Source organism: Nocardiopsis sp. NPDC006198, from assembly GCF_040613895.1.
GTDB lineage: Bacteria > Actinomycetota > Actinomycetes > Streptosporangiales > Streptosporangiaceae > Nocardiopsis > Nocardiopsis tropica.
In genome coordinates this window covers 117253-138514 of sequence record NZ_JBEXSY010000006.1, presented here as the reverse complement: position 1 = coordinate 138514, position 21262 = coordinate 117253, and the positions used below count along the sequence as shown (strand labels likewise).

The 21262-nt window shown below is 65.0% G+C and carries 12 protein-coding genes; 7 read left to right on the top strand and 5 right to left on the bottom strand.

Translation table 11 applies throughout. From position 1 onward, the window contains the following. Positions 1-246 precede the first annotated feature (246 nt). Positions 247-3156, top strand: coding sequence for a tetratricopeptide repeat protein (locus ABZ234_RS06650; protein ID WP_355011297.1), 2910 nt, complete (start codon positions 247-249; stop codon positions 3154-3156). A gap of 185 nt (positions 3157-3341) precedes the next feature. On the opposite strand, the gene ABZ234_RS06645 is transcribed toward ABZ234_RS06650, so the two are convergent. Further along, complete coding sequence (locus ABZ234_RS06645) at positions 3342-4643, bottom strand: serine/threonine-protein kinase (RefSeq protein ID WP_355011296.1); 1302 nt, start codon at positions 4641-4643, stop codon at positions 3342-3344. A gap of 132 nt (positions 4644-4775) precedes the next feature. Between ABZ234_RS06645 and ABZ234_RS06640 the strand changes: the two genes are divergently transcribed. From ABZ234_RS06640 to ABZ234_RS06625, 4 genes are read left to right on the top strand one after another with little or no spacing between them, the layout of a single operon-like run. Then, the gene (locus ABZ234_RS06640) at positions 4776-6506 is read left to right on the top strand and encodes a PD-(D/E)XK nuclease family protein (RefSeq protein ID WP_355011295.1); all 1731 of its coding nucleotides are present in this window, start codon (positions 4776-4778) and stop codon (positions 6504-6506) included. Beyond that, positions 6503-7408 (top strand): hypothetical protein, encoded by a 906-nt coding sequence (locus ABZ234_RS06635; RefSeq protein WP_355011294.1) that lies wholly within the window; start codon positions 6503-6505, stop codon positions 7406-7408. The genes ABZ234_RS06640 and ABZ234_RS06635 overlap by 4 nt, the downstream gene beginning before the upstream one ends. A gap of 17 nt (positions 7409-7425) precedes the next feature. Then, positions 7426-11223, top strand: a complete 3798-nt coding sequence (locus ABZ234_RS06630; protein ID WP_355011293.1) for a hypothetical protein — start codon at positions 7426-7428, stop codon at positions 11221-11223. Beyond that, positions 11220-13985: a DUF3962 domain-containing protein gene (locus ABZ234_RS06625; RefSeq protein WP_355011292.1), complete on the top strand. Its 2766-nt coding sequence runs from the start codon at positions 11220-11222 to the stop codon at positions 13983-13985. The genes ABZ234_RS06630 and ABZ234_RS06625 overlap by 4 nt, the downstream gene beginning before the upstream one ends. Positions 13986-14094: 109 nt before the next feature. Here the strand turns inward: ABZ234_RS06625 and idi are convergent, their stop codons facing one another. The 4 genes from idi to ABZ234_RS06605 form a co-directional block, all read right to left on the bottom strand. After that, entirely contained in the window at positions 14095-14703 is a 609-nt protein-coding gene (gene idi / locus ABZ234_RS06620; protein ID WP_355011291.1) for an isopentenyl-diphosphate Delta-isomerase, read from the bottom strand. 166 nt (positions 14704-14869) lie between these two features. Then, positions 14870-15730: a geranyl diphosphate 2-C-methyltransferase gene (locus ABZ234_RS06615; RefSeq protein WP_355011290.1), complete on the bottom strand. Its 861-nt coding sequence runs from the start codon at positions 15728-15730 to the stop codon at positions 14870-14872. Between the two features lie 86 nt (positions 15731-15816). Then, positions 15817-17175: a family 2 encapsulin nanocompartment cargo protein terpene cyclase gene (locus ABZ234_RS06610; RefSeq protein WP_355011289.1), complete on the bottom strand. Its 1359-nt coding sequence runs from the start codon at positions 17173-17175 to the stop codon at positions 15817-15819. Positions 17176-17210: 35 nt separating this feature from the next. Continuing rightward, positions 17211-18614, bottom strand: coding sequence for a family 2B encapsulin nanocompartment shell protein (locus ABZ234_RS06605; RefSeq protein ID WP_355011288.1), 1404 nt, complete (start codon positions 18612-18614; stop codon positions 17211-17213). Between the two features lie 675 nt (positions 18615-19289). Here ABZ234_RS06605 and ABZ234_RS06600 point away from each other — a divergent pair. Continuing rightward, a complete protein-coding gene (locus ABZ234_RS06600) occupies positions 19290-20522 on the top strand; it encodes an MFS transporter (protein WP_355011287.1) in 1233 nt (410 codons plus the stop codon). A gap of 262 nt (positions 20523-20784) precedes the next feature. Beyond that, positions 20785-21117, top strand: a complete 333-nt coding sequence (locus tag ABZ234_RS06595; RefSeq protein WP_355011286.1) for a hypothetical protein — start codon at positions 20785-20787, stop codon at positions 21115-21117. The last annotated feature ends 145 nt before the right edge of the window (positions 21118-21262 follow it).

Genomic DNA, 21262 nt, shown 5'->3' with positions numbered 1-21262 from the left:
CGAGCACCCGAGGAGAGCCAATCGACCTCGTCTTCATCCCGGAACTTTCGTCTCGGAGTCTGATTTTCTCCCCGTCCACACACGTAGGGCGTAAATCAACACCGCCCCCCAAGGCTGACACCGTACGGATTCCAGAGAAGCACCACCCCATGTCACTACCGCCTGCAAGAATTTACTCGTGCTGTGAACTGTCAGCACCACAACAGACGAAGACATAATCACGGAACCGCAGGAGATCATCGGATCATGGTCCTCGACATACCTGTCCCCCCGGCGGAGCCTCCGGCCTCGATCGAGACCGCGCGTTCCCGCCCTCCGCGAGAGCACGACGGCGAGGCGACGCATGATCGCTTCCACTGGCAGACCCTGGTGGCCACGCGACGAGTCTTCGAACTCCTCCTCGCGCACCTCACAATCCCTGGGACTACGAGGACGGACGACGAGTGGACCTTCATATGCGAGTGGCACGAGGATTTCTGTGTCATACATCAGGGGCAAGTGCACCTCTGCTCAGTGAAACATCGGGATCCCACGGGCAGAAGGTGGGGCGAGAAGGAGCTGATCAAGAAAGGCGGACTTCTTCACCTTTTTGGCAACTGGTGGCACCTGGACAGGACCTGCAGAACTTATCTGTACACCAACTCCGATCTCCTCGGACGCGAGGCTCGAAGGCTGAAGAAGGCCACCGAACTTCTCAAGCCCGATAGAAGGCTCCCGCTCTCTTCTGAGGATGAGAAGCTGATTTCTCAAGTGCTCGAAACCATGGGCCGCGTAGCGGTACGAGAACACTACGGCCGTGGTGACTTCGCTCTGCCCGAGGAACTACTGCCCTCAGCCCCCACCCGCTCTCCGACCCCGCTGTTGAGTCGGCATCTGAGAGCCTTCCTCCGCTCCCTGACCCTTGTCACGGACCTACCCGAGCGACAGCTCACACACGGAATGCTTCCCAGCGACCGCATCCGGCCCTGCCTGGAACACCTGGGACTCGCGACCATGCTGACCGAAGACGCCTGGGAGACGGTCAAGAACATGGTGGATCGACGTATGCGGACTGTCGGCGACATCGGATGCCTCGACTCGGGCACTCCCGGGTTCCAACTGCTCCGGGATCCCGACTGGCGCAGCAGGCCGGAGTTCCAGTCGGCAAGAAGAACCTTGAGTCCTGGACAGGTCATCGACGCCCTGCACAAGCAGGCGCGAAAAGCTCTCACGGGCCGGCTCAGGTCTCCCCAAACCATTGCAGCACCGAGGGGCCCCTTCATCGACAACGCCTCCCGAACCTGGGAGCACATCCCTTGGGAGGAGGGTCCAGTACTCATCACCGGAGGTGCCGGGATGGGGAAGACCACCCTGGCTCACCATTACGCGAACTCGTCCCGCCACAGCTTCCCCCATGGCCAGGTGCTGGTCGACACACGAGGTTTCGGTCCTTCGTCGCCGATGTCCACCGAGGAGATCGTGGAAAACCTCCTCAGTCAGATCGGTGAGGATTCCCGTGCCAATAAGGCGACCGTCGAGGATCGTTGCCTGCGCTTCCGGGACATCATCGAGGCTCACCGGTTCATGGTCGTCCTGGACAACGTCTCCGATGCCGAGAGCATCCTGCCGCTGCTGCCCCGGAAGCAGACATCAGCCGTTGTCGTCACCAGCCGCCGACCTCTGGGCACGCTCATGAGCCATTACCAGGCTGTCTCCATCCGACTCGAACCCCTGCCTCCAGCCGAGGCACACGAACTCCTCAGGGCACTTCTGGGCGAAGACCGCGTGGCCGCTGAACTCGAGGCTGCGAACCAGCTCCTCTCCCTGTGCGGCGGTGTCCCTCTGGCGATCAGCATCCTTGCGGCACGCCTGAACCAGTGCCCTGAGCGCCCGCTGTTCCGGTTCGCATCAGAACTCGCCGACGCGGACGACCGACTCGATCTGCTTGATCTCGGCGACGCCCGGTCGAACATGCGGGTGGTTCTCTCCTGGACCTACACCGCTCTCACGCCTGAGTTGAGGGATGCCTTCATCCTGATCGGTGCATGCCCCTCTCCCTACCTGGACGCAGATGATACAGCTGCCCTCCTGGGCCACAGCAGAGCCCGCAAAGTGCTGTACCAACTGCAGCAGTTCGGCCTCATGACGGAAAGCACGGACGGCAGTTTCCAGATGCACGACCTGCTCCGTGACTACGCGACATCACTCAGTCGCGAATCGGAGCAAGCACAACTCCTCTCCACGCAGGGAAACGAACGGCTGATGCGGTACTACGCGGACCCGTCTACGCTCAAGGCCGACACGTACACACGCGAAGATCCAGAGCTGTGGATCCGCCACCACACCAACGCCCTACTCGCCGCCGTCACATACTCCGCCAGCATCGGGCTGATCGAAGAGGCATGTGCCATCGCAGATTTCCTGACAGAACATCTGTGGATGCAGGGGCGGTGGGTCGACTGCACCTCTGCACTCCAGCTGGTGATAGACGCTCTGCCTTCCTCCACACCCGTTGCCAAGGCATCCCACTTCCTAGGTCTGATGGCCATCACCCTGCGCCGCATGGGGCTCTACCAGAAAGCCCTGGAATACGCCGAGAGGTCCTTGGTGACCCTGGGATCGGAATCAGAAACCTGGGCAGCGGCAGAGAGCCACTACACGCTCGCTGTGGTCTACTCCTACGACGAACAGCACGAACTCGCCATCCCGGCCTACCAGAAAGCGCTTCGGGGATTCAGGGAGCACAAGGACACAAGTAGTGTCGGCGACACACTCAACGGCCTCGGATGGAGCATCTCGGAGAACGGAGACCCCGAGGGAGGTCTCCCCTACTGTCTTCAGGCGCTGGAGATACATCGAACCCTGCGAAAAATCAACAGTGAAGCAGCCGATCTCGACAGCATTGCCGTGATCCAGCATCAACTGGGCGATCACGAGTCCGCCCTGGAGCACTACCGCCTGTGCCTCAGCATCTACCGAGACATCAATCATCGCTCGAATGAAGCTCGCACGCTCGAAAGCATGGGAGATGTCCTCAGTGATGCAAACCGGCCACATGCTGCTGAAGAGTCCTGGGAGAACGCCTGCCTGATACTGAGCGATTTCGACGAAGAAGGCGCGAAAACCATACGAAAAAAGATCCAGAAGCAACGCGGAGCCCGGGAGGTCTCACCCTGAAAATCCAAGCCAACATCACCCGGACATGCTAGAATCAAACCACTGGAACACCGCCAATTGCAGGCCGAGGTCTGCATGAAAACAAAGGAGAGGCCATGCAGGAGAAGCGCCCCACCAACCCGAAGAAACCACCTAAGTACATCTGAGTTGACGGGTGAGGGCCACTCCCTCACCCGTCGATCTCTCTACTCGATGTCACGCAGAATTTTCTTCGCCTGCCCCAGGTGCGAGTCTTCTTCCCCAACAAATGGAGCAGACTGTTCCAGCATCGCACGGAGTTCCGCTACTGCTTCGGGAACGCTGCCAGAGTCACGGAGCATCGTGGCATAGGCCAGCCAAGCCTTGCGCGTGACTCTCGAGGGAATTTTCAAGTGATCCTTGGCTCCCTGGAGAATCTGCTTGGCCTGCATAAGGGCGTCCTCTGTTCGCCCCGTCTCCCAGGTTTCCTGCGCCGCACGCAGTCCCGCCGCAACCGAAGAGCTGGTGACCTGCGGCTTGGCGATGACTTGCGGTGGCATCCGCCCTCCCCCAGACCTGCCGTCCGACCGTGGGAGCGGGCACCAAGGGTCGACAAACGGTCGAGTGAGATCAAAGGATTCCCGGCCTCGGAAATCTTGCCGGGGAAGATAGCTCCTCAAGCGCCCATACACTTCCCGAGCACCACTGGGACGCTCTCCGGGGTCCTTGAGTAGCATCTGGTCGATCAGCTCACCGAGCTTCTCCGGCACGGTCGGGTTCCTCACCCTTATCGGTTCGGGAGTCTCCTTCAAATGGGCTGCAGTCACCTCATCTGACGTACCGCTGAAAACGGGACCACCCAGCGCCTCGTACATGACACAGCCCAGAGAATAGAGATCCGACTCCTCAACTCCGGGAGTTTTTAGAGTTCGGACCTCTGGAGCCATGTACCCCGTGGTGCCAGGACTTGCCTGGGAACTCCTCGTCAACCTAGTGATATTCGGGTCGGTCAGGATCGCGATTCCGAAATCCAACACCCTGACCAACCCCGAACGATCAACCATAAGGTTGCTGGGCTTAAGGTCGCGATGAATCAGATTCTTGTCGTGCGCCACTGCAAGGACAGAGCACACCTGCGCCGCCAGACAAGCCACCTCTTCCACCACGAGGGAGTGAAATTTATCGAAGATGTACTCGAGTGTTCCACCCTCGACGTGCTGCATGACAATGTAGCGTCGTTTGAAATCCCCACACGGCTCCATGGACCAGTCCAGAACCATCGGGACACCCGGATGGTCGAGCGAGGCCATAACCTCAGCCTCTCTCAGAAATCTCTGTTCAAGATTCTGGTAATCCCACCCACCTCCTGAAGTACTCTTCGTCAACTGATGCTCTTCAAGAAGGAACTTGACAGCAACGGTCCGCCCGAACTGCTCATCCCTCGCGAGCCAAACTTCGCCCATACCTCCGCCGCCGAGACGGTCCAAGAATGTGTACCGCCCCCCGGGAGTCTTGTCCCCGACCTGCACACCCCACTCCGATCATGAGTAATCCACCACCAACCACTGCAGGCTAGGGCAAACCGCGGACAGGTGTGAACTTTCAAGCAAAAGAACCACAAGACTCGTTTCAGTATGACACAATCCCCAACTGGAGGAGCCTTGATCGATTACCCACCCTACCCAGACGACCACGAAACGGTCATACGGATCTTCAGTGGATCCACCAACACCTTTCAGGACAACTGCCCAACACACATGCGAACAAAGACCGACTATTCTACAAAAAGGACAGAACGCAAGAAATACCCCACCCTGGCCGACATGCCCTTCAGTCCCCTCAACGCAGTTCTCGACCTCGTCGAACACCAGGGGCAGACCGTCGACAGGGCCTGTGCCGAGCTCCCCTCTCCCGGTGAACGCGTCAGAGGGATCATGGGCGAGTTGATCCGGCCCCCGCACGAAGGACTGTTGACCTGGACACGGCATGCTGCACATGCCTACCTGTACTCCCTGGAAGAGGATGCACACGGAACAGGTTCCAGGCGGATCCCCGTCTACGATCCGTGGGTCAGGCAGTATCTGCCTGAGGATTACGCGGGCCGCACGCGGCCATACGAACTCTGTGTCTGGGGGCGCAGATACATCTTGCGGGAGGGCGAGGAGACGGTTCGAGAGCTTCGTATCCCGGTCCTCGGCCCCCTTGGCAGGCGTCGACGCGACGAAGCCGAAATAGCTGTCGCCGCGTTCGTGCTGGCTACAGGAACGCACGTGGACCGGGACATGGTCGCCAAGTCTCCCGGCCACTACTTCGGCGGCGCCCCCTTTCCGATGCGCCATGATCCTTCCCGAACCCAGCTGCCCCATCGCGTACGCATTGTCGAGGTCTCCTGCCTCGACTCCTCCGTTTCGTCACCACCTCTCTACGAGGGAAGCGTCTCGGAGGCCGAGGAGTTCTATGCGGCCTCGGGTCGTGAAGCACTTCACGCACTGCTCCGAGGCACCAACCGTGTACCCGGATCCGACTGTCTCTCCTGCAAGGTGCGCGGGGGATGCGGGCAGCTGAGAAGCGCACCGGGGCTCTTGGGCATCCATGACCGGTCGCGCCCTCGAAGGACATGGTCGATCACCTCCGGACGGTACTTCCGCGACTGTCCGGCCAAGGAGCACTTTCGATCCCTCCACCTTCCTTTCGAGAACAGTGTGGAGAACCCTGCTGCCGTCCGGCAGGGTCGCGCCGTGCATGCATGGTTGGACGTGCTGCACATGCGCTCCCCCCGTCGGCCGTGCACCACGGACGACCTACCTCGGAGCCACGACTCGTGGGCCGCGGGCGGTTGGTCCCTGACAGGTGAGGAGGCCCAGCAGGCAGCGGCGATGCTGTTGGGGCACATTGAGGTCTGCCCCTTCCAGGATGTCTCCCCCTCAGCGAGTGTCCACGTGGAGCAGACCGTGACGGCCGATGATCCGGCGGCCGATGTCCTGGTCCTGGCCAAGGCGGACCTGCTCTACCAACGAGACGGCGCCTGGGTCTACCGCGAACTGAAAACGACATCGTCCGACTACACACCGGGGAGTCGCTGGTTGTTGTCCAGGCACCCTCAACTGGCTCTGGCGATTCTGCTCTTCGATCGTGGGGTGATCCCTCTGGGGGCGGGTTCCTCGGTGGAGCTCGAAACCCTCACGCCGAACGGCCCCGACGTGCGAATACTCGACCCTCATTCGGATCTGACCACGTCCCGCGCCAGGACGGTGATCCAAGAGCTTGCCGGCTCGTGGCACGCAGACACGTCGCACGTCCCCACCCCTGCACAGGAGGTCTGCGGCCGCTGCGCCTACCGGCGATGGTGTCCATCCTCGGCCGACCTCGAGAAGGAGACCGACAGCCCGTGACCGAAGCCCCCTCCCAGGAGCAGAAACCCACCGTCCTGACCGATCTCGTGGGCGGCCCTTACGACGAGAAAGCGTGCCTGGAAGTGCTCCGCTCAGTTGCTCGAGCCGTGGTCGATCTGGCAGAACACCCCCGCAATTCTGCCTTCGGTCCGCCGTACCCGCCGATGGCCCAACATGCGCTGGATCGCATCTGTCTCCTGGGCGCCTACAGGTATCCGAAAGTGGTCCTCCACCATGGTTCGGGGCCCCGCTATCCCCGTGGCCTCACCGAGCTCCTGGCCTGGTGTCGGGACCGCCCCGTGAGCGACTGGTTCTTCCTTGAGCTCCCGGAGGAGTTCGAGGAGATCACTGACCGTCTCATCGAGACAGATCCGCTGCGCCCGTCGCTCCTCTGCCTGCGGCTCTCCCTGGGAGTGGATCCAAGCACGCCTCATCGCGAGGTGGAGAAACGTGTCATGCGAAAGGTGTACGACGCCTACCACAGGTCGGGCAAGGAGGAGGGCTATCTGGCCTTCCGACGCAGCATCATCGATACCCCGGTCATGAACAGCAGGGACTTCGCCCTCTACATGCTGGACACCATCGGTGGGGTCCACGTCCAAGACCTTCCCATGGACCACGTCTACGCCGCCGTGCCGGACAAGTACTTCACTTCGTCCGGCAAGGCCGCCGCCTGTAGGTACTGCGGACTTCTCCTCGCCCCCACAGCAAAGTCCTGGGTGTGTGAGATCAACTTCTGCCCCAGCCGGGAGCAGGTCACCGTGGGCACGTCCCTGCACCGCGACGACGGGGTCCTGTACCACCTCATACGCCCCATCCGTGAGTTCGTCGTGGCACCCGTCCGCATCGACGACTCCAAACGCGCATCTCCCCATGTGCCTTCTCCCGACCGTCAGCTCTGACCGCGAAGGACCGTCCCATGCGCGACACCCGGGCCCACTTGGACAGGGCGCTGAGCACCCTGTCCGCGCCCCAGGCAGCGGAGTTCAGGAAACTCCTCGGACAAAAACCCCCGGCTCAGCTCGACTACGCGATCGAGCTGGGGCTCCGTCTCCTGGAAAGACTCAACACGATGCCGGGAGCAGCGCGGACGCTTCGCCCTATTGACGGGTGGACGCTTTTCGGGGGCTACCCGTTCGCCCGCGCTGCCGGAATCCTCACCGAGACACCTGACACGGATCCGGCCCGTCTCCTGCGCGCCGCCCGCCACCACCTCGAGCCCATGCACCGAAGGGAGATCTGGCGCTCAGGTCTCCTGCGCTACCTCCAACTCCCCGAGCGGGTTCGCGGATACAGCCTGGATCTCGAAGAACCTGCGGAGTGGCGCTGGCCCTCCCTCGCAGGCGACCGCCGGCAGGTCTACGACGCCCTCCTCTCCTCGGCCCCGCCGTTCCGCACACGCCCCCTGAAACTCGCTGTTCCCGGCCAGTACCGATTCCACGGCCCTCGAATCGGAACCGAGAACCTCACCGTCCCCGACGACGTGCCAAAGCTCGAGATCGTCGGCTTCGATCTGGATGCCGCCTCCTCCCGTGAGCCCTTCTCCGACGAGGTGCATCATCTGGAGGAGACCGCACGGAAGATGGCCGGACTCGACGCCCGTGAGAAGGCCGACGGCGAACGTGGCCACGACGACTGGGAGAGCCGCTTCCAGCGGATGGAGCTCTTCACTCTGGAGGAGGGGAGCAACAGTTTCACGAAGGCCGACCGCCTCGTCATCGACGGCCTGCTTCACCTCATCGGGGTCCCCGGCGTGGGCAAGAGCACTCTGCGCGACATTGTGACCGCACATGCCGTGGTGGAGAAGGGGTGGCACGTCACCTTGGTCGTCGGCGACGTATCCGAGGCCCTGCGCGTGGTGGAACGCTTCAACAGGATGGGGCGGGCCGCGAGCAGCAGAGCCCGAGCCGGTGACACCGAATACGAGAAGTGGTCCCGCCTCCACGCCGCCCCGATCATCGGCTCCTCGACGCGTGAGCAGCACACCTCACGGCTCCATCACCGGGTCAGCCAGGTCTACGACTCGCCCCTGGCCCACTACGACGAGTCCTTCACCCACCTGAGCACTGCCTGCCCCCTGAGTGCTCTCCGCGGCTCGGAATCGTCCGAGCCGCTGAGCTTCTCCGAGGCTCCGTGCCAGTCACTGATTCCGTTGAAAAACTCGAAGTCGGACACTGAGACGCCCTCCGGCAACCCTCCTGCGGGGACCGGAGGGCAAAAAGATCGGCACGGTTGCCCACTGTGGGCGTGCTGCCCGCGCCATGACACCGTACGGGAACTCCGCGAGGCGACGATCTGGGTGGCAACCCCCGAGTCCCTCACCTTGTCCTCACTCCCCCGGCACCAGAATGCCGAGCGCATCCGCTACTTGGAGTTGGCCTCCCGCACCAGCGACATGATCATCGTCGATGAGGCCGACCAGGTTCAGATCCGGTTGGACCGGGTCTTCTCACCTACCGCAACGTTGTACAAGCCGGGCGACGACTCCTGGTTGGACGAACTCGACCGCCACAAGGTCGCGGAACTGGCTCGGGAAGGACGTATCCAGCTCACCAACGGTGAGGTCGAGCAGTGGACCGCGGCTTTGGACACCGTCTCCACCACGGCCAACCGTATCTACTCGATGCTCGTCAACAACGAGGAGTTGAGGGCATGGGCACAGGAAGACTTCTTCAGTGTCTGGTCGCTCCAGCTGGAGTTGGCCGGCCGATGGCCCACGACCAGGTTCTCCGACGACATACTGCGAGACGACAAGGTGGGCACACGAAGGGCCCAGACCGCCCGGTGGTTGGATCACCTGGATCCGGACCATAATGCGGACCAGGAGGTTCGCGATAAGCGGCGCTCCGAGGTCCTTCAGATCCTGGACGACTTCCGGGACGACCCGGTGGGAGACACCGACGAGGATCTGCTCGTCAACTCCGAGCCGGAACAAGCGACCCTCCGGCTCGCCGAACTGGCACGGCGCCTCATCACCAACAGACCCGGAAATCCACGGGTCGCACAGGAGTTGGAGGCGGTCCTGCTGTCACTCACCGGGCTGCGCGATCCCCAGAAGATCTCCCAGGACGAGTGGAGGAGCGAAACCGTTCGGAAGAACGTCCTGGCCGAATTCGACAGGGAGCGGCACAGGTTCGAGTTCACCCTTCTCCTGGCCGTCATGCACGACCGGTTGAACTTGCTCACCACGCTCTGGCCACGCGTGGAGACAGCGCTCAGGCTCGATGCCTCGACCAACGCGCTCTATCACAGCTCCCCCGCCGACTACGCCCCTCACATCCCCGAATCACCGATGGGCAACATCCTGGCGTTCCAGTTCGTGGCCGACCCCAAAAAACGCGATACGCCCACCGGTGAGCTGAGGTTCTTCCGTTGCACAGGAGTCGGGAGAGAGCTGCTTCGTGCATTACCTTTGCTCGACGCGGACGGAAAAAAACGTGGACCCAACGTCGTGCTGATGTCGGGCACGAGTTGGGCAAGCGCCTCAACGCGTTACCACGTCGCCGAACCGGTAAGGGCTGTGCTCCGCGCCCGCCCAGAACAGAAGGGCGCCTCCTTTTCCACAAGTGAGACGGGGACCCCCGCTTCCCCCACCAAGCAGGCAGCCGAACCGCGGATCTCCATGCACACAGCTTTTGTGCACGGACGGCTACCGTCTTCCCCGAGCGATAAGCCCGAGCAACCCCTCCAGTTCTCCGGTGCCCCGCTCGGCGACCGACCGGAAATCCTGCGCCAGATGGTGCGTGGCCTCGCCAGACCCGACCCTGAGGACAACGGAGGACGGTCAAAATTCTCACGGGAGCTCAGTCTGCTCAGAGATCTTCAGCGCAGGCACCTTCTCGTACTCGTGGGCAGCTACGCCGACTCGCGGTTGGTCGCCAAGGAGATACATTCAACGCCCGGATGGCACGACCAAGTGTGCGTCCTGGCCTCCGATGACGACGATCTCTCCCCTGAGCACCAGCCACCGGACCTGGACGGTCTCATGACCGTGCCCGTCCTGCGCCGGGGCGACCTCGCCAGCTTCCGCGAGACCGGACGGACGATCCTGGTGGCTCCTCTGCTTTCGGTGGAGCGCGGCCACAACATCCTCAACCGGAATGACAAAGCGATCTTCGGATCGGTCTACTTCCTTTCCCGCCCCTTCCCTCACCCCGGGGACGTCGGTGTACTCGTACACGCCCTCAACGACTTGACCGTACGCAAGACCCTGGCCGATGGCGGTTTCGACGCGATGGTCCGCAACTACGACTTCCTGGACAAAGCCGGATTGGCCTGGCGCAAGGAGGCCCGACAGGAACTCCGGAGGCTTGCCAACCGCCGGCTGTCATGGCAGGGCCTGTCAACGGACGACCGCGAGTATCTGACCTGGGATCTTCTCGTCGTGCTGTGGCAGGTGATCGGGCGCCTCACCCGAGGCGGGGTCGACGCGCGGGTGCACTTCGTCGATGCGGCCTTCGCACCGCGCCTGGCCTCCGGAAGTCGACAGGACACGTCCAGGACAAGCCTGCTGGTGAGCATGCGTGAGGTGCTTGACCCCTACTTCGGCCACACGACGTCCAGCTCCCCCGGCACCACGCCTCCGCACCGCCTCCCGGTCACCTCAGCAACCAGATATCTCGCCGAAGCCCTCTACAGGCCGCTGTATGACGCGCTGGTCGACCTGCTCCGACAGCCACCCTCTGTTCCCGGCCCCAACCCCGGAAAGACACCGTGACCTACAAGTCCATTACTCTCACCGCCTATCAGATGCCCGAGGCCGAGGAGATCAACCACCACTTCCACGTGCTCCCCATGCCGGAGGAGCTCCGCTCGGCCTTCAACAGATTCCACCATTCCAGGTTCGCCGATCCTGATAAGCAGCGTTTCCAGAGTTTTCCGATCGGCCGACTGAACAATGTATTGACGGCGGCCGCCCCGGATGTGATATCCGTAGGCCGCAGGGTCGCTGTCCCAGACGAAACCCCTTGGCTCTATGCGCGAAACCCCGTGAACCTGCGTCTCATCCGAGGAGTCCTCAAACTCTGGGTGCGGGGGATGAAAGGCATCGATTCCGATGACATCGACCCCGCGCAGATGTTCGCCCTCATCGACTCCACCCCTCTCACTTGGGAGGATCAGGAGGTAGACCTCCGAGCACAGACGATCAGCTCGGGAGGGACAGCCGAACCCGCTCCCGCGCTCTATCACCTGCTCCCCGATTTCCTGGCAAGGCTCATCCGACTGTCGGGGCCCTTCACCGGGCCCAGTGGCAACAGCCACTCCTTCCTGGAGTCGCCTGGAAGTGCCCGGCGTGCGGAGCTGGTCTCGTGGCCGCCGATGACCGATCATGTCGGCAAGGATGGTGCCCGTTTCTCCTATGTGATCACCATCAGCGTGCAGACGGTCCCCTTCATCTCACGGTTTCGTGTACACATACGCACCGGTGTGCGGCGGTGGGTGACGGACACCGGATCCAGCGGAAGCCTTCACACTAGCCGCCAGTCGGTATCCGTCCATCTGCTCACCACGTCACCCTGGGTGGGTTCCTCCGGTGAACGCAGCCGGTTCTCCGTGAACCGCCTGCGCTACTACCCGAGCAGAGGGACTCACGGATGGCGGATCATCGATGGACCCGACATGCCGCGTAATGCGAGCATCCTGCCTAGCCTGCCCGATCCGCGGGAGCTGATCAGCAAACCGGAACAGTGGCTCAGCGGAGTCGGCGGTGTGGTCGCAGCGATCCCGTACAACACGAGAATGGGCTCACACGATGTGGGAGCCGGGTTGATGGCGGGAGAACGCGTCCCGCTGATGACCTGGATCGACGATGCCCTCTCGCCCATATTGAAACGAGTGCCGCTGCGTCCGCAACTCCCCCTCCCCAACCATCCGTCGAACTTTCCCAAACCCCCCGGAGTCCCCAGCAAAGGGAGCAAGGAAGAAAAGGATCGGATCAGAGCTGAAAAGGTCCAGGAACAGAATAAGCAGGAAGCCCAGGATCGGCGAGACCTTCTGCGCAGCCTGCTCGACGGTGCTCCATTCGTCGCGCGCGTGCACTGGCAGGAGACCGAAACCCGAGAGGCCCTCGTATCAGCGTGGTGTGAACTATTGGACCTCCCCCTTCCGGAATCAAGGAGCAGCAGCACTCTGTCCTGGAACCTCCCGAACCTGGAGTTGCATCTCCAGCTCCGACCGAGTGGAAGGCTGACCTCTCCTCTCGATCTGGGGGACGGATCGGTGGTCACGTCGAAGGCACTCCAGGAGGCTATCCGGCAACGCCGTGCCTTGGCGGAAACGACCGTACGCGGAGAGGACCCGCACGAGGGGACAGAAGAGCCTCCTGTTGTTGCCCTGGTCGAGATCGATACGGAGTACAAGGACCGCCGGACCGATCCCAAGTTCGCCGTACGGCTCGGCTGCGCACGTGCCGGAGCGGTGACCCAGTTCATCCAGACGGCCATCACCGGAAAGCTCAAGAAGAACCGTGCACACCGTGCCCGGACGAGCTGGCTGGACGCCTTCCGCCAACTCGGGGTGTCCCAGGTCCCACTGCATACGTTCACCGACAGCCTCCCCCAGGATCTGCAGTACGTGTCCGTGTGGATGGCTAAACGCCGTTGGGACGGTCCGACCCGTAAGCCCACCTGGCGACTGCTCGCTCTGAGAGTGCGTCCTCAAGATGGCGTTCAGGCGGTATGCGGGTGGCGCCACGACGCCCGGCGTTGGGTCCCCTATCGGGAGTACCTGCTGTGGCTCGCCGGCGAGGTCGATGCCGCGGAGGCCGCCGACAACCATTACGACCTCCCCCTTGAGGAGATACAACCCGAGAACCGTTTCTCCTCTGGCAGAACCGAGGGGACCCGTGAGGAGAGACGCCGCAAGACCAACGCCCTCCTGCGCCCTCTTCTCGCTCAGTCGAAGGGCCGTCCGACCCTTCTGATGACGCATGCACAGAACCTCCGGGACAGCTGGACCTGGCTCCGCAACGGCGACCTCGAACGTGATCGCATCTGGTTGGACGACGGAGAGGAAAGCCTGCCCATTCACCACTGGGGCAAAGGACTGCGCCTGCTTCGAGTCCGGGACAGCGGCGGGGACGAGACTCCCCAGTGGTACGGGACCGGTGACAAATATGGGCTGCCCGCGGGTATCAGGCCGGTAGTCGACACCCCGGACCAACGCGTCTTCTACAGCAGCACGGACAAGGCTCCCACCGCCAAGAATGCCTCGGTCGAGGCAGTGAAAGACGGAACACGGCAGAACAAGAAGGGGAGAGTGGTTTCCGATACAGACAAGGACGCCAGCAACCCCAACCTGCTGGAGATCACGGTTCTGGCCCGCGGGACCGGAGAAGATCCGGATGTGCCCCAGGAGTGGGCCGCCTGCGTACACCAGATGCGCTACGCACCGGACATCAAGGCTCCGCTGGCGCTTCCCTATCCCCTCCACATGGCTAAGCTGGCAGTCGAGTACGTGCTCCCGACCGCGGACGAATGACCGGCCACGAACTTGGATCCGGCCGTTCTCAAGGTTCAGGCACCTGGCCAGACACCAGTGTCTCCGGCGAGGCTGCGTCCGACCGGATCCACCCTCACAGATCCGGCTCCTACCAGCCGACCGCCGGCGCCAGTTCGCGCAGTCCCGGCCGTGCCGCGTCGAGCACCGTCGTGAACCACACCGAGAACGGGTCCGCGCCCACGAGCTTCGCCAGCTCCTCCGGGCCGACGAAGGCGGTCTCGGCGATCTCGTCGGGGTCGGGGCTCAGGACGCCGTCCACCAGGCCCACGAACAGGTGGTTGAATTCCTGCTCGACCAGGCCGGAGTCCGGGTCAGGATGGTGGTAGCGCACGGTGCCGGCCTCGCGCATCAGCGCGGGCGCCACGCCCAGCTCCTCGCCGACGCGGCGGGCCGCGGCCGCGAACGGCGGCTCGCCGGGGTAGGGGTGGCCGCAGCAGGTGTTCGACCACACGCCGGGCGAGTGGTACTTGCCCAGGGCGCGGCGCTGGAGGAGGAGGCGGCCGTGCTCGTCGAGGAGGAAGACGGAGAAGGCGCGGTGGAGGCGTCCGGGGGCCAGGTGCGCGGAGAGCTTCTCGGCCGTGCCGATGGTCGTCCCCGCCTCGTCGACCAGTTCGAGCATGATCCGGCTGTCCGGGCGGTCTCCGGGCGGGACGGTGGCGGAGGTTCCGGGGCGGCCGGCGGCGGGGTGCGTGCTCATGTGGATCCTTCGGTCGGGCGGAGGGGAAGGGGTGACGGGCCCGCGACGCGGGCCCGTCGTCCCCGTCCGCGGTTGCGGTGCCCGGGCTGTGGGCTACGGGGGGTCTGGAAGATCGGTGCGGGCGCTCGGTGCGAGACCGGCGAGCGCCCGCGCGCCGGGCCTGGGGTCAGACCTTGTCGGCGGCGATGAGCAGGTAGTGGAAGCTGCCCTCCTTGTAGGCGGTCAGGAACGGGTCCTCCACACCGGTGGCGACCGAGGACTGCGCGCGCAGCTCCCAGTAGGGGATCGTGTCGGCGGTGAGGTCGACGACGCTGATGGGGACGAGGTTGTTGGCCGCCATCGCCTTGAAGTAGGCGCTGCGGGGGTGCACGTTGCACGTGTAGTGCTCGTCGATGCGGCTGACCGCCTTGGAGCGTCCGCCGGTCACGTCGTTGTAGCAGCCGGTAATGGTGACGTAGCGGCCGCCGTAGCGGAGCAGGCGGGCGTGCTCGCTGAAGAGCTCGTAGAGGTCGACGTACATGGTCGACTCGTTGTTCCAGCTGGCGCGCATGGACCCCGTCTCGAAGCCGGTGTCCAGCATGTTGCGGAAGTGGAAGCGCACCTTGTCGTCCACGCCCCGGTCGCGCGCCTGCTCGTTGGAGAAGTCGACCTGCTGCTGGGAGATCGAGACGCCGTCCACGTAGCAGCCGAACCGCTGGTTGGCCATGAAGCTTGTGCCGCCCCGGCCGGATCCGGTGTCCTGGATGCGGTCCTCGGGCCTGATGTCGCCGAGGTGGTCGATGAGCACCTGGGCCTGGGCGGACTCCAGGCGGTGCAGCTCCTCAATGATGCGCGCCTCGCGGGCCTCCTCCGGGCCCTGCAGGACGGAGGGGTCGTAGTCGCCGATCCCGTAGTGGTGGTGGAAGAAGCCGTCGACCTCGCCCAGGCGGATGTTGACGGGGTCCTTCTCCGCGTTCCAGTACGCGGCCACGGACTTCTGGTAGTCGGTGCGCAGCACGTTGTCCGAGGAGGGCATGGTGGTGGTCATCGCGTGTACTCCTTGTGGTGGTTTCCGGAGGCGGCCCGGGCAGGGCCCGGGCCGCGGTGGTGACGTGCAGGGGGCCGTGATCCCCCTCAGGCGGCGCCCGTCCCGTGGTAGCGGGCGGTGCGGGCGTGCCATTCGCGGCTGCCGCCGCACCAGGCCCACACGCCTGCCAGGAACCGGCGCAGCTCGGGTGAGCCGGTGAGGGCGAGGGCGGAGGCCTCCGCCTCGTAGGTGTGCATCAGCTCGTCGTGGAGCACGACGGTGCGCTCGATCGCCTCGCGCTCGGAGCACCCGTCCTCGGTGGCGATCAGCCGGGGGACACTGAAGTCGGAGGGGTCCTCCTTGCCCATCGAGTACAGGTCGTTCACGATCACGGTCGCCGATCCGGCCATGGTGAACAGGCGACGCACCCTGGGGTCGGAGAACTCCTCAGCGGGGAGCTCGTAACCGGCGACCGTGTCGATGAGCGCCATGCAGGGCACGAAGCTGTTCTCGTGCCGGTGCATGAGGAACTCCCAGACCGGCGGCCGCTGCCCCGTCGCCGCCCAGACGCCCTCCTGGTTGTAGGCCACGAACATGATGGCCAGCTCGTGGCGGAGCCTGCGCACCTGGGTTGACGAGCCGTAGCGGGCGAGGTTCTTCAGGCTGGAGCGCAGGGCAACCATCACCGGGTCGCTCTGGACGACCTCCTCCAGCTGGGGCGCGTAGCTCAGCGGGAGGTGGGCCTGGTCGATCACCGAGTGGGCGATGGCCAGGCGCTGGCCGAGCAGTTCCGGCTGCGCCTCCTCGACCTCGCCATCGACGTAGTGGTCGTCCACGGACCACTCCGCCAGGGCGCACTTGGCGGCGGCCAGCAGCCGGTCGGGGTCGTCCGTCTCGGGGTGGGCGAGCATGATGAGGCGTCCGAACCCGGCCGACCTGACACGGTCGAGCTGGCCGGGGTAGACCCCCACCTCCTCGGCCCACTCGACGAGCCGGTCGTCGACCTCGTCGCCCAGGGCGGGATCGTCGCGAAGGGCCGGCGGGCAGTAGAGCACGGGCACGGCGGACGCGCTGTCCGCCGCCGGGCGGATCGTGTCCGGAGAACCCCCGCTCCCGTGGGAGCCGACGCTCCCGGCGCCGGGCGGCGTCGCGGGGACCCGCGGGACGGTCCGCGCTCCGACGCCGGTACGGCCCGGTGCCGGGGCCCCGAGGGGGACCGCGGCGCGCTGCCGGGCGGGCGGCGCCGGGAGCCGGATCGTGGCCGCCGAGACGCCGAGCCCCGTGGGCCCGCCGGGCAGGCGTGGAGCGGAGGGGCCCTCCGGCACGCCCCCCTGCGGTGTCGGTACTGCCGGGGGCGCCAGCAGGTCCGGTCTTCCGGGTCGGTTGGAGTCGCGGAGCAGGGCCTCCACCAGGTCCGCCGCCTTGTGGGTGGCGGTGGAGGCGGACATCCGGGCCATCAGTGACACCGTCTCAGTCCTCCTTCCCTGACAGTGTCGGGCGCTCAGGCACGGGGCCGGACCTCGGCGTTCTCCAGGATGCCGATGGCGTCGGGGACCAGGACCGCGGCGGAGAAGTAGGTGCTGACCAGGTAGGAGATGATCGCCTTGTCGTCGATGCCCATGAACCGGGCGTTGAGGCCCGGCTCGACCTCGTCGGGGAGGCCGGTCTGGTGCAGCCCGATGACGCCCTCGTTGTCCTCGCCGGTGCGGATGGCGATGATCGACGAGGTGTGGTGCTCCGAGACCGGGATCTTGCCGCACGGCAGGAGCGGCACGCCGCGCCAGGCGGGGAGGTGGTGGCCGTTGACGTCGACCGTGCCGATGTTCAGCCCCCGCTTGTTGCACTCCTTGCCGAAGGCGGCGATGGCCCTGGGGTGGGCGAACATGAACTGGGTGTTGCGGCGCATGCTCAGCAGGTCGTCGAGGTCGTCCGGGGTGGGCGGGCCCTCGTGGGTCTGGATGCGCTGCTTGAAGTCGGCGTTGTGGAGCAGGCCGAAGTCGCGGTTGTTGACCAGCTCGGACTCCTGGCGCTCGCGGAGCGCCTCGATGGTCAGCCGCAGCTGCTGCTCGGTCTGGTTCATCGGCTTGTTGTAGAGGTCTGCGACCCTGGTGTGCACGCGGAGCACCGTCTGGGCCACGCTCAGCTCGTACTCGCGGGGCTTGAGCTCGTAGTCCACGAAGGTGCCGGGCAGCTCGGTCTCGCCGACGTGGCCGGAGGAGAGGGCGATCTCGGCTTCACCGTGCTTGTTCTGCCGGTGTTCGGGAACGGACAGGAAGTGCTGGACCTGCGCCTGGAGGCTGGGCGAGTCGTCCAGGAGGGCGATGAACTCGCGACGGGGCAGTGCCAGCAGGACACCGGAGGACGCCGCCTTGACGGTGAAGTCCCAGACCGGGTCGGTGTCGAGGAGGTAGCGGTCCCCGAACTTGTCGCCGTCGGCCAGGACGCCGAGGCGGTTGACCTCGCCGTAGTGGCCGTTGCTGGTCTTGTGCACGCGACCGTGCGCGAGGAGGTAGAGGTGGTCGGCCGGGGTCCCCTCCTGCGCCAGCACCTGCCCCGCTTCGAACTCCTGCTGGACGAAGCGTCCGGCCAGGGCCTGCAGCACCTCCATGTCCTCGTAGCCGCGCAGCACGGGGAGCTCGCCGAGCTCGGCCGGGATGACGCGGACCTCGGAGCCGGTCTGGTCGAAGTCGATCCGGCCGTCACCGATGGTGTAGGTCAGGCGCCGGTTGACCCGGTAGGCGCCGCCGTCGGCCTGGACCCACGGGAGCATCTTCAGCAGCCAGCGGGAGCTGATGCCCTGCATCTGCGGCGCGGACTTGGTGGTGGTGGCGAGGTTGCGCGCCGCCGCGGTCGCAAGGCTCCGCTGCTCGCTGGTTCGTACCTCGGGGGCTGAGTCGATCGACATCCGCGGAGTCTCTCCTCGTGGTGGTCGTTGTACCCGTCCCGTGGGTCCTCGGGGGAGCCCACGGGACGGGCGAGGGGAAGGAGGGTTGGCTGAACGCCTACGTGAGCCGCCCGACCCTGGTGGCCCCAGAGCCCGCGTCCCGTAAACCGCTGATCACCCTAGGAGAGCGCCGTCGGACATCGCAGCGGAATCGCGTTTTTCCCACTCTGAACAGGGGTTACCAAAACCCACTGCCCATGCTCGACCTTTCATGAAGAACCCGAGAGAATCCTCCGTTCTCCCCTTACGACCCCAGCTCAAACCATCCCCGTAATATGACAAAGGATGACGAAAAACCCCACAGCATTGACCCCGCCACACGCGAGGCACAGCCATCCCTTTTGCCCGGAAGGCGATGACATAACACGACATGAACGCCTCTTGAAAAAGAGGACCCAGTGCGCCACCTGAACGCCAAAGGCAGTGTTTTCGGACAACCGGTTACAGCTTCCCGTGTGTTCCCAAAGCGGATGCCCGTACGGACGGAGCTGCGCCGGACCCGCCGCAGGGGCCGGGTTAGGGACCTGGCTAGGATCGGCCGCGACTGCGTCTCTCCCCCCGGGCCCTGGGGCCCGGCGCACGAGGAGACCGGCCGGTCCCGGGACGTGCCGGGAACACGACAAGCGAAGAGTGGGCATGTCCGGCTACCTGCGTTTCCTGCACTCGAACCGGCGATGGCTCCTCGGCGGATTCGCGCTCTTCCTCATGTCCTCCTTCGGACAGACCTTCTTCGTCTCGCTGTCCGCCGGCGACATCCGGGCTGAGTACGGCCTCTCCCACGGGGAGTTCGGCTCGCTCTTCATGTTCGCGACCCTGGCGAGCGCTCTGGCCCTGACGCAGATCGGTTCAGTCGTCGACCGCTTCGGCTCCGCGGGGGTCGTCCTGGGCGTCTTCGCGTTCCTGGCCGCGGGCGCGGCGGCGATGACGCTGTCGTCACACGTCGCCGCCCTCTTCGTGGCGCTGTTCCTCCTGCGCCTGTTCGGCCAGGGGATGATGACGCACACCTCGTTCACGCTCATGGGCCGGTGGTTCGGCCGCGAGCGAGGACGCGCCACCTCGGTGGCGACGCTGGGGCTGAACACCGGAGAAGCGCTCCTGCCCCTGGCCGTGGTCGCCCTCGCCGCCCTGGCCGGATGGCGCGGGACCTGGTGGTCGGCCGTGGTGCTCCTGCTCGTCCTCGCGTGGCCGGTCACGGCGCTCATGCGCTCCGAGCGCGAACCCGACCCCGTGCCGGCGGGGGTTCGGGAACTTCGGGCACGGGACTGGACCCGCCGCCAGGCCCTGCGCGACCCTTGCTTCTACCTGGTCGCGGCGGCGATGGCGGCTCCCGCCCTGATCGGCAACACCGTGTTCTTCCATCAGGTGTACCTGGTGGAGTCGCGCGGGTGGGCGCCAGCCGCGTTCGCCGCGGCGTTCACCGTGTACGCGGTGACCACCGTCGTGTTCAACCTGGTCGGAGGACAACTGGTCGACCGGTTCAGCGCGATGCGGCTGGTGCCCGTCTACCTGCTGCCGCTCGGGTTCGGTCTGGTCGTGCTGGCCTCGGTGGCCGGCCAGTGGGGGGCGTTCGCCTTCATGGCGCTGTACGGCGTCACCAACGGCCTCTCCCTGAGCCTGTTCGGCGCGGTGTGGCCGGAGGTCTACGGAACCGCGCACCTGGGTTCGATCCGGTCGGTGGTCGTGGCGGTCCTGGTGTTCGCCTCCGCTGCCGGTCCCGGTATGGCGGGTCTGCTCATCGACTCGGGTGTCCCTTACCCCGCCCAGCTGGCCGCGCTGGGCGGCTACTGCATCGCGGTGTCCGCGGTGATGGCCAGGGCAGTCCCACACCTGCGGGCACGTGTGCTCTCGCAGAGTGTTCCCGCGGACTGACGCCCCGTTCCGTGTGGTGGCGCTCAGGTGTTGCGGGCCGGACCGTAGAACCCGTCCCCCTATCGGGGGCCGACGAGTGATGAGGGCCCCGGGGCGCCCGGCGCGTCCTTCGGGGATGAAGCGTTCGTTCCCCCGGTACCTTCTCTTCCGGAAGTGGCCGTATCCGGCCATGCCTTCCGGACCAGGCAACACGTTGGCGGCCTCCCGCGCAGGACGTGCGCCTCACGCCCGATCGTCACAGGGGTCGCGCAGGATGGGGCCCATGGAACGCTGTGATTTCTGCGAACTCCCCGTCGGCGGCGGCTGCGCCTGCTCTCTCAGCAAGGACGACGGAACCGCTCGGGCCCGTACCGGCACCGTGGCGGCGGGCTCCGTCTTCCCCGCCGGCGCCGTCCTCGTCTCACCGCGTGGCGTGGCCCACCGGCCAGGCTGCATGCACCAGAACGACAACGAGGTCACGGCACCGCAGTGGGGGTGGATTCCCGAGCCCGACCCTCAGCTGTGGAGACGCATCAGCGAGGGGAGCCCCGCTCAGGCCACGCACGGCAACACGGCGCGAGTTGCCACGCGCCGCTGCCAAAGCTGCGACGCCTGAGTCACCCAGGACGGTCTGCACCATCTCGACAACGGACTTCTCATCCGATGGTCGCAGGTTCGAATCCTGCCGGGTGCGCCACAAAACCCCAGTTCATACGGGGTGTTCGAGGACCTCGTGAGAGGTCCTCGTCGTGGTTCGGGCC

Excerpts from the sequence above, each read along its gene's own strand:
- ABZ234_RS06650 (WP_355011297.1), top strand. The coding sequence starts at position 247 with ATGGTCCTCGACATACCTGTCCCCCCGGCGGAGCCTCCGGCCTCGATC.
- ABZ234_RS06630 (WP_355011293.1), top strand. The coding sequence starts at position 7,426 with ATGCGCGACACCCGGGCCCACTTGGACAGGGCGCTGAGCACCCTGTCC.
- idi (WP_355011291.1), bottom strand. The coding sequence starts at position 14,703 with ATGAGCACGCACCCCGCCGCCGGCCGCCCCGGAACCTCCGCCACCGTC.
- ABZ234_RS06615 (WP_355011290.1), bottom strand. The coding sequence starts at position 15,730 with ATGACCACCACCATGCCCTCCTCGGACAACGTGCTGCGCACCGACTAC.
- ABZ234_RS06605 (WP_355011288.1), bottom strand. The coding sequence starts at position 18,614 with ATGTCGATCGACTCAGCCCCCGAGGTACGAACCAGCGAGCAGCGGAGC.
- ABZ234_RS06600 (WP_355011287.1), top strand. The coding sequence starts at position 19,290 with ATGTCCGGCTACCTGCGTTTCCTGCACTCGAACCGGCGATGGCTCCTC.
- ABZ234_RS06595 (WP_355011286.1), top strand. The coding sequence starts at position 20,785 with ATGGAACGCTGTGATTTCTGCGAACTCCCCGTCGGCGGCGGCTGCGCC.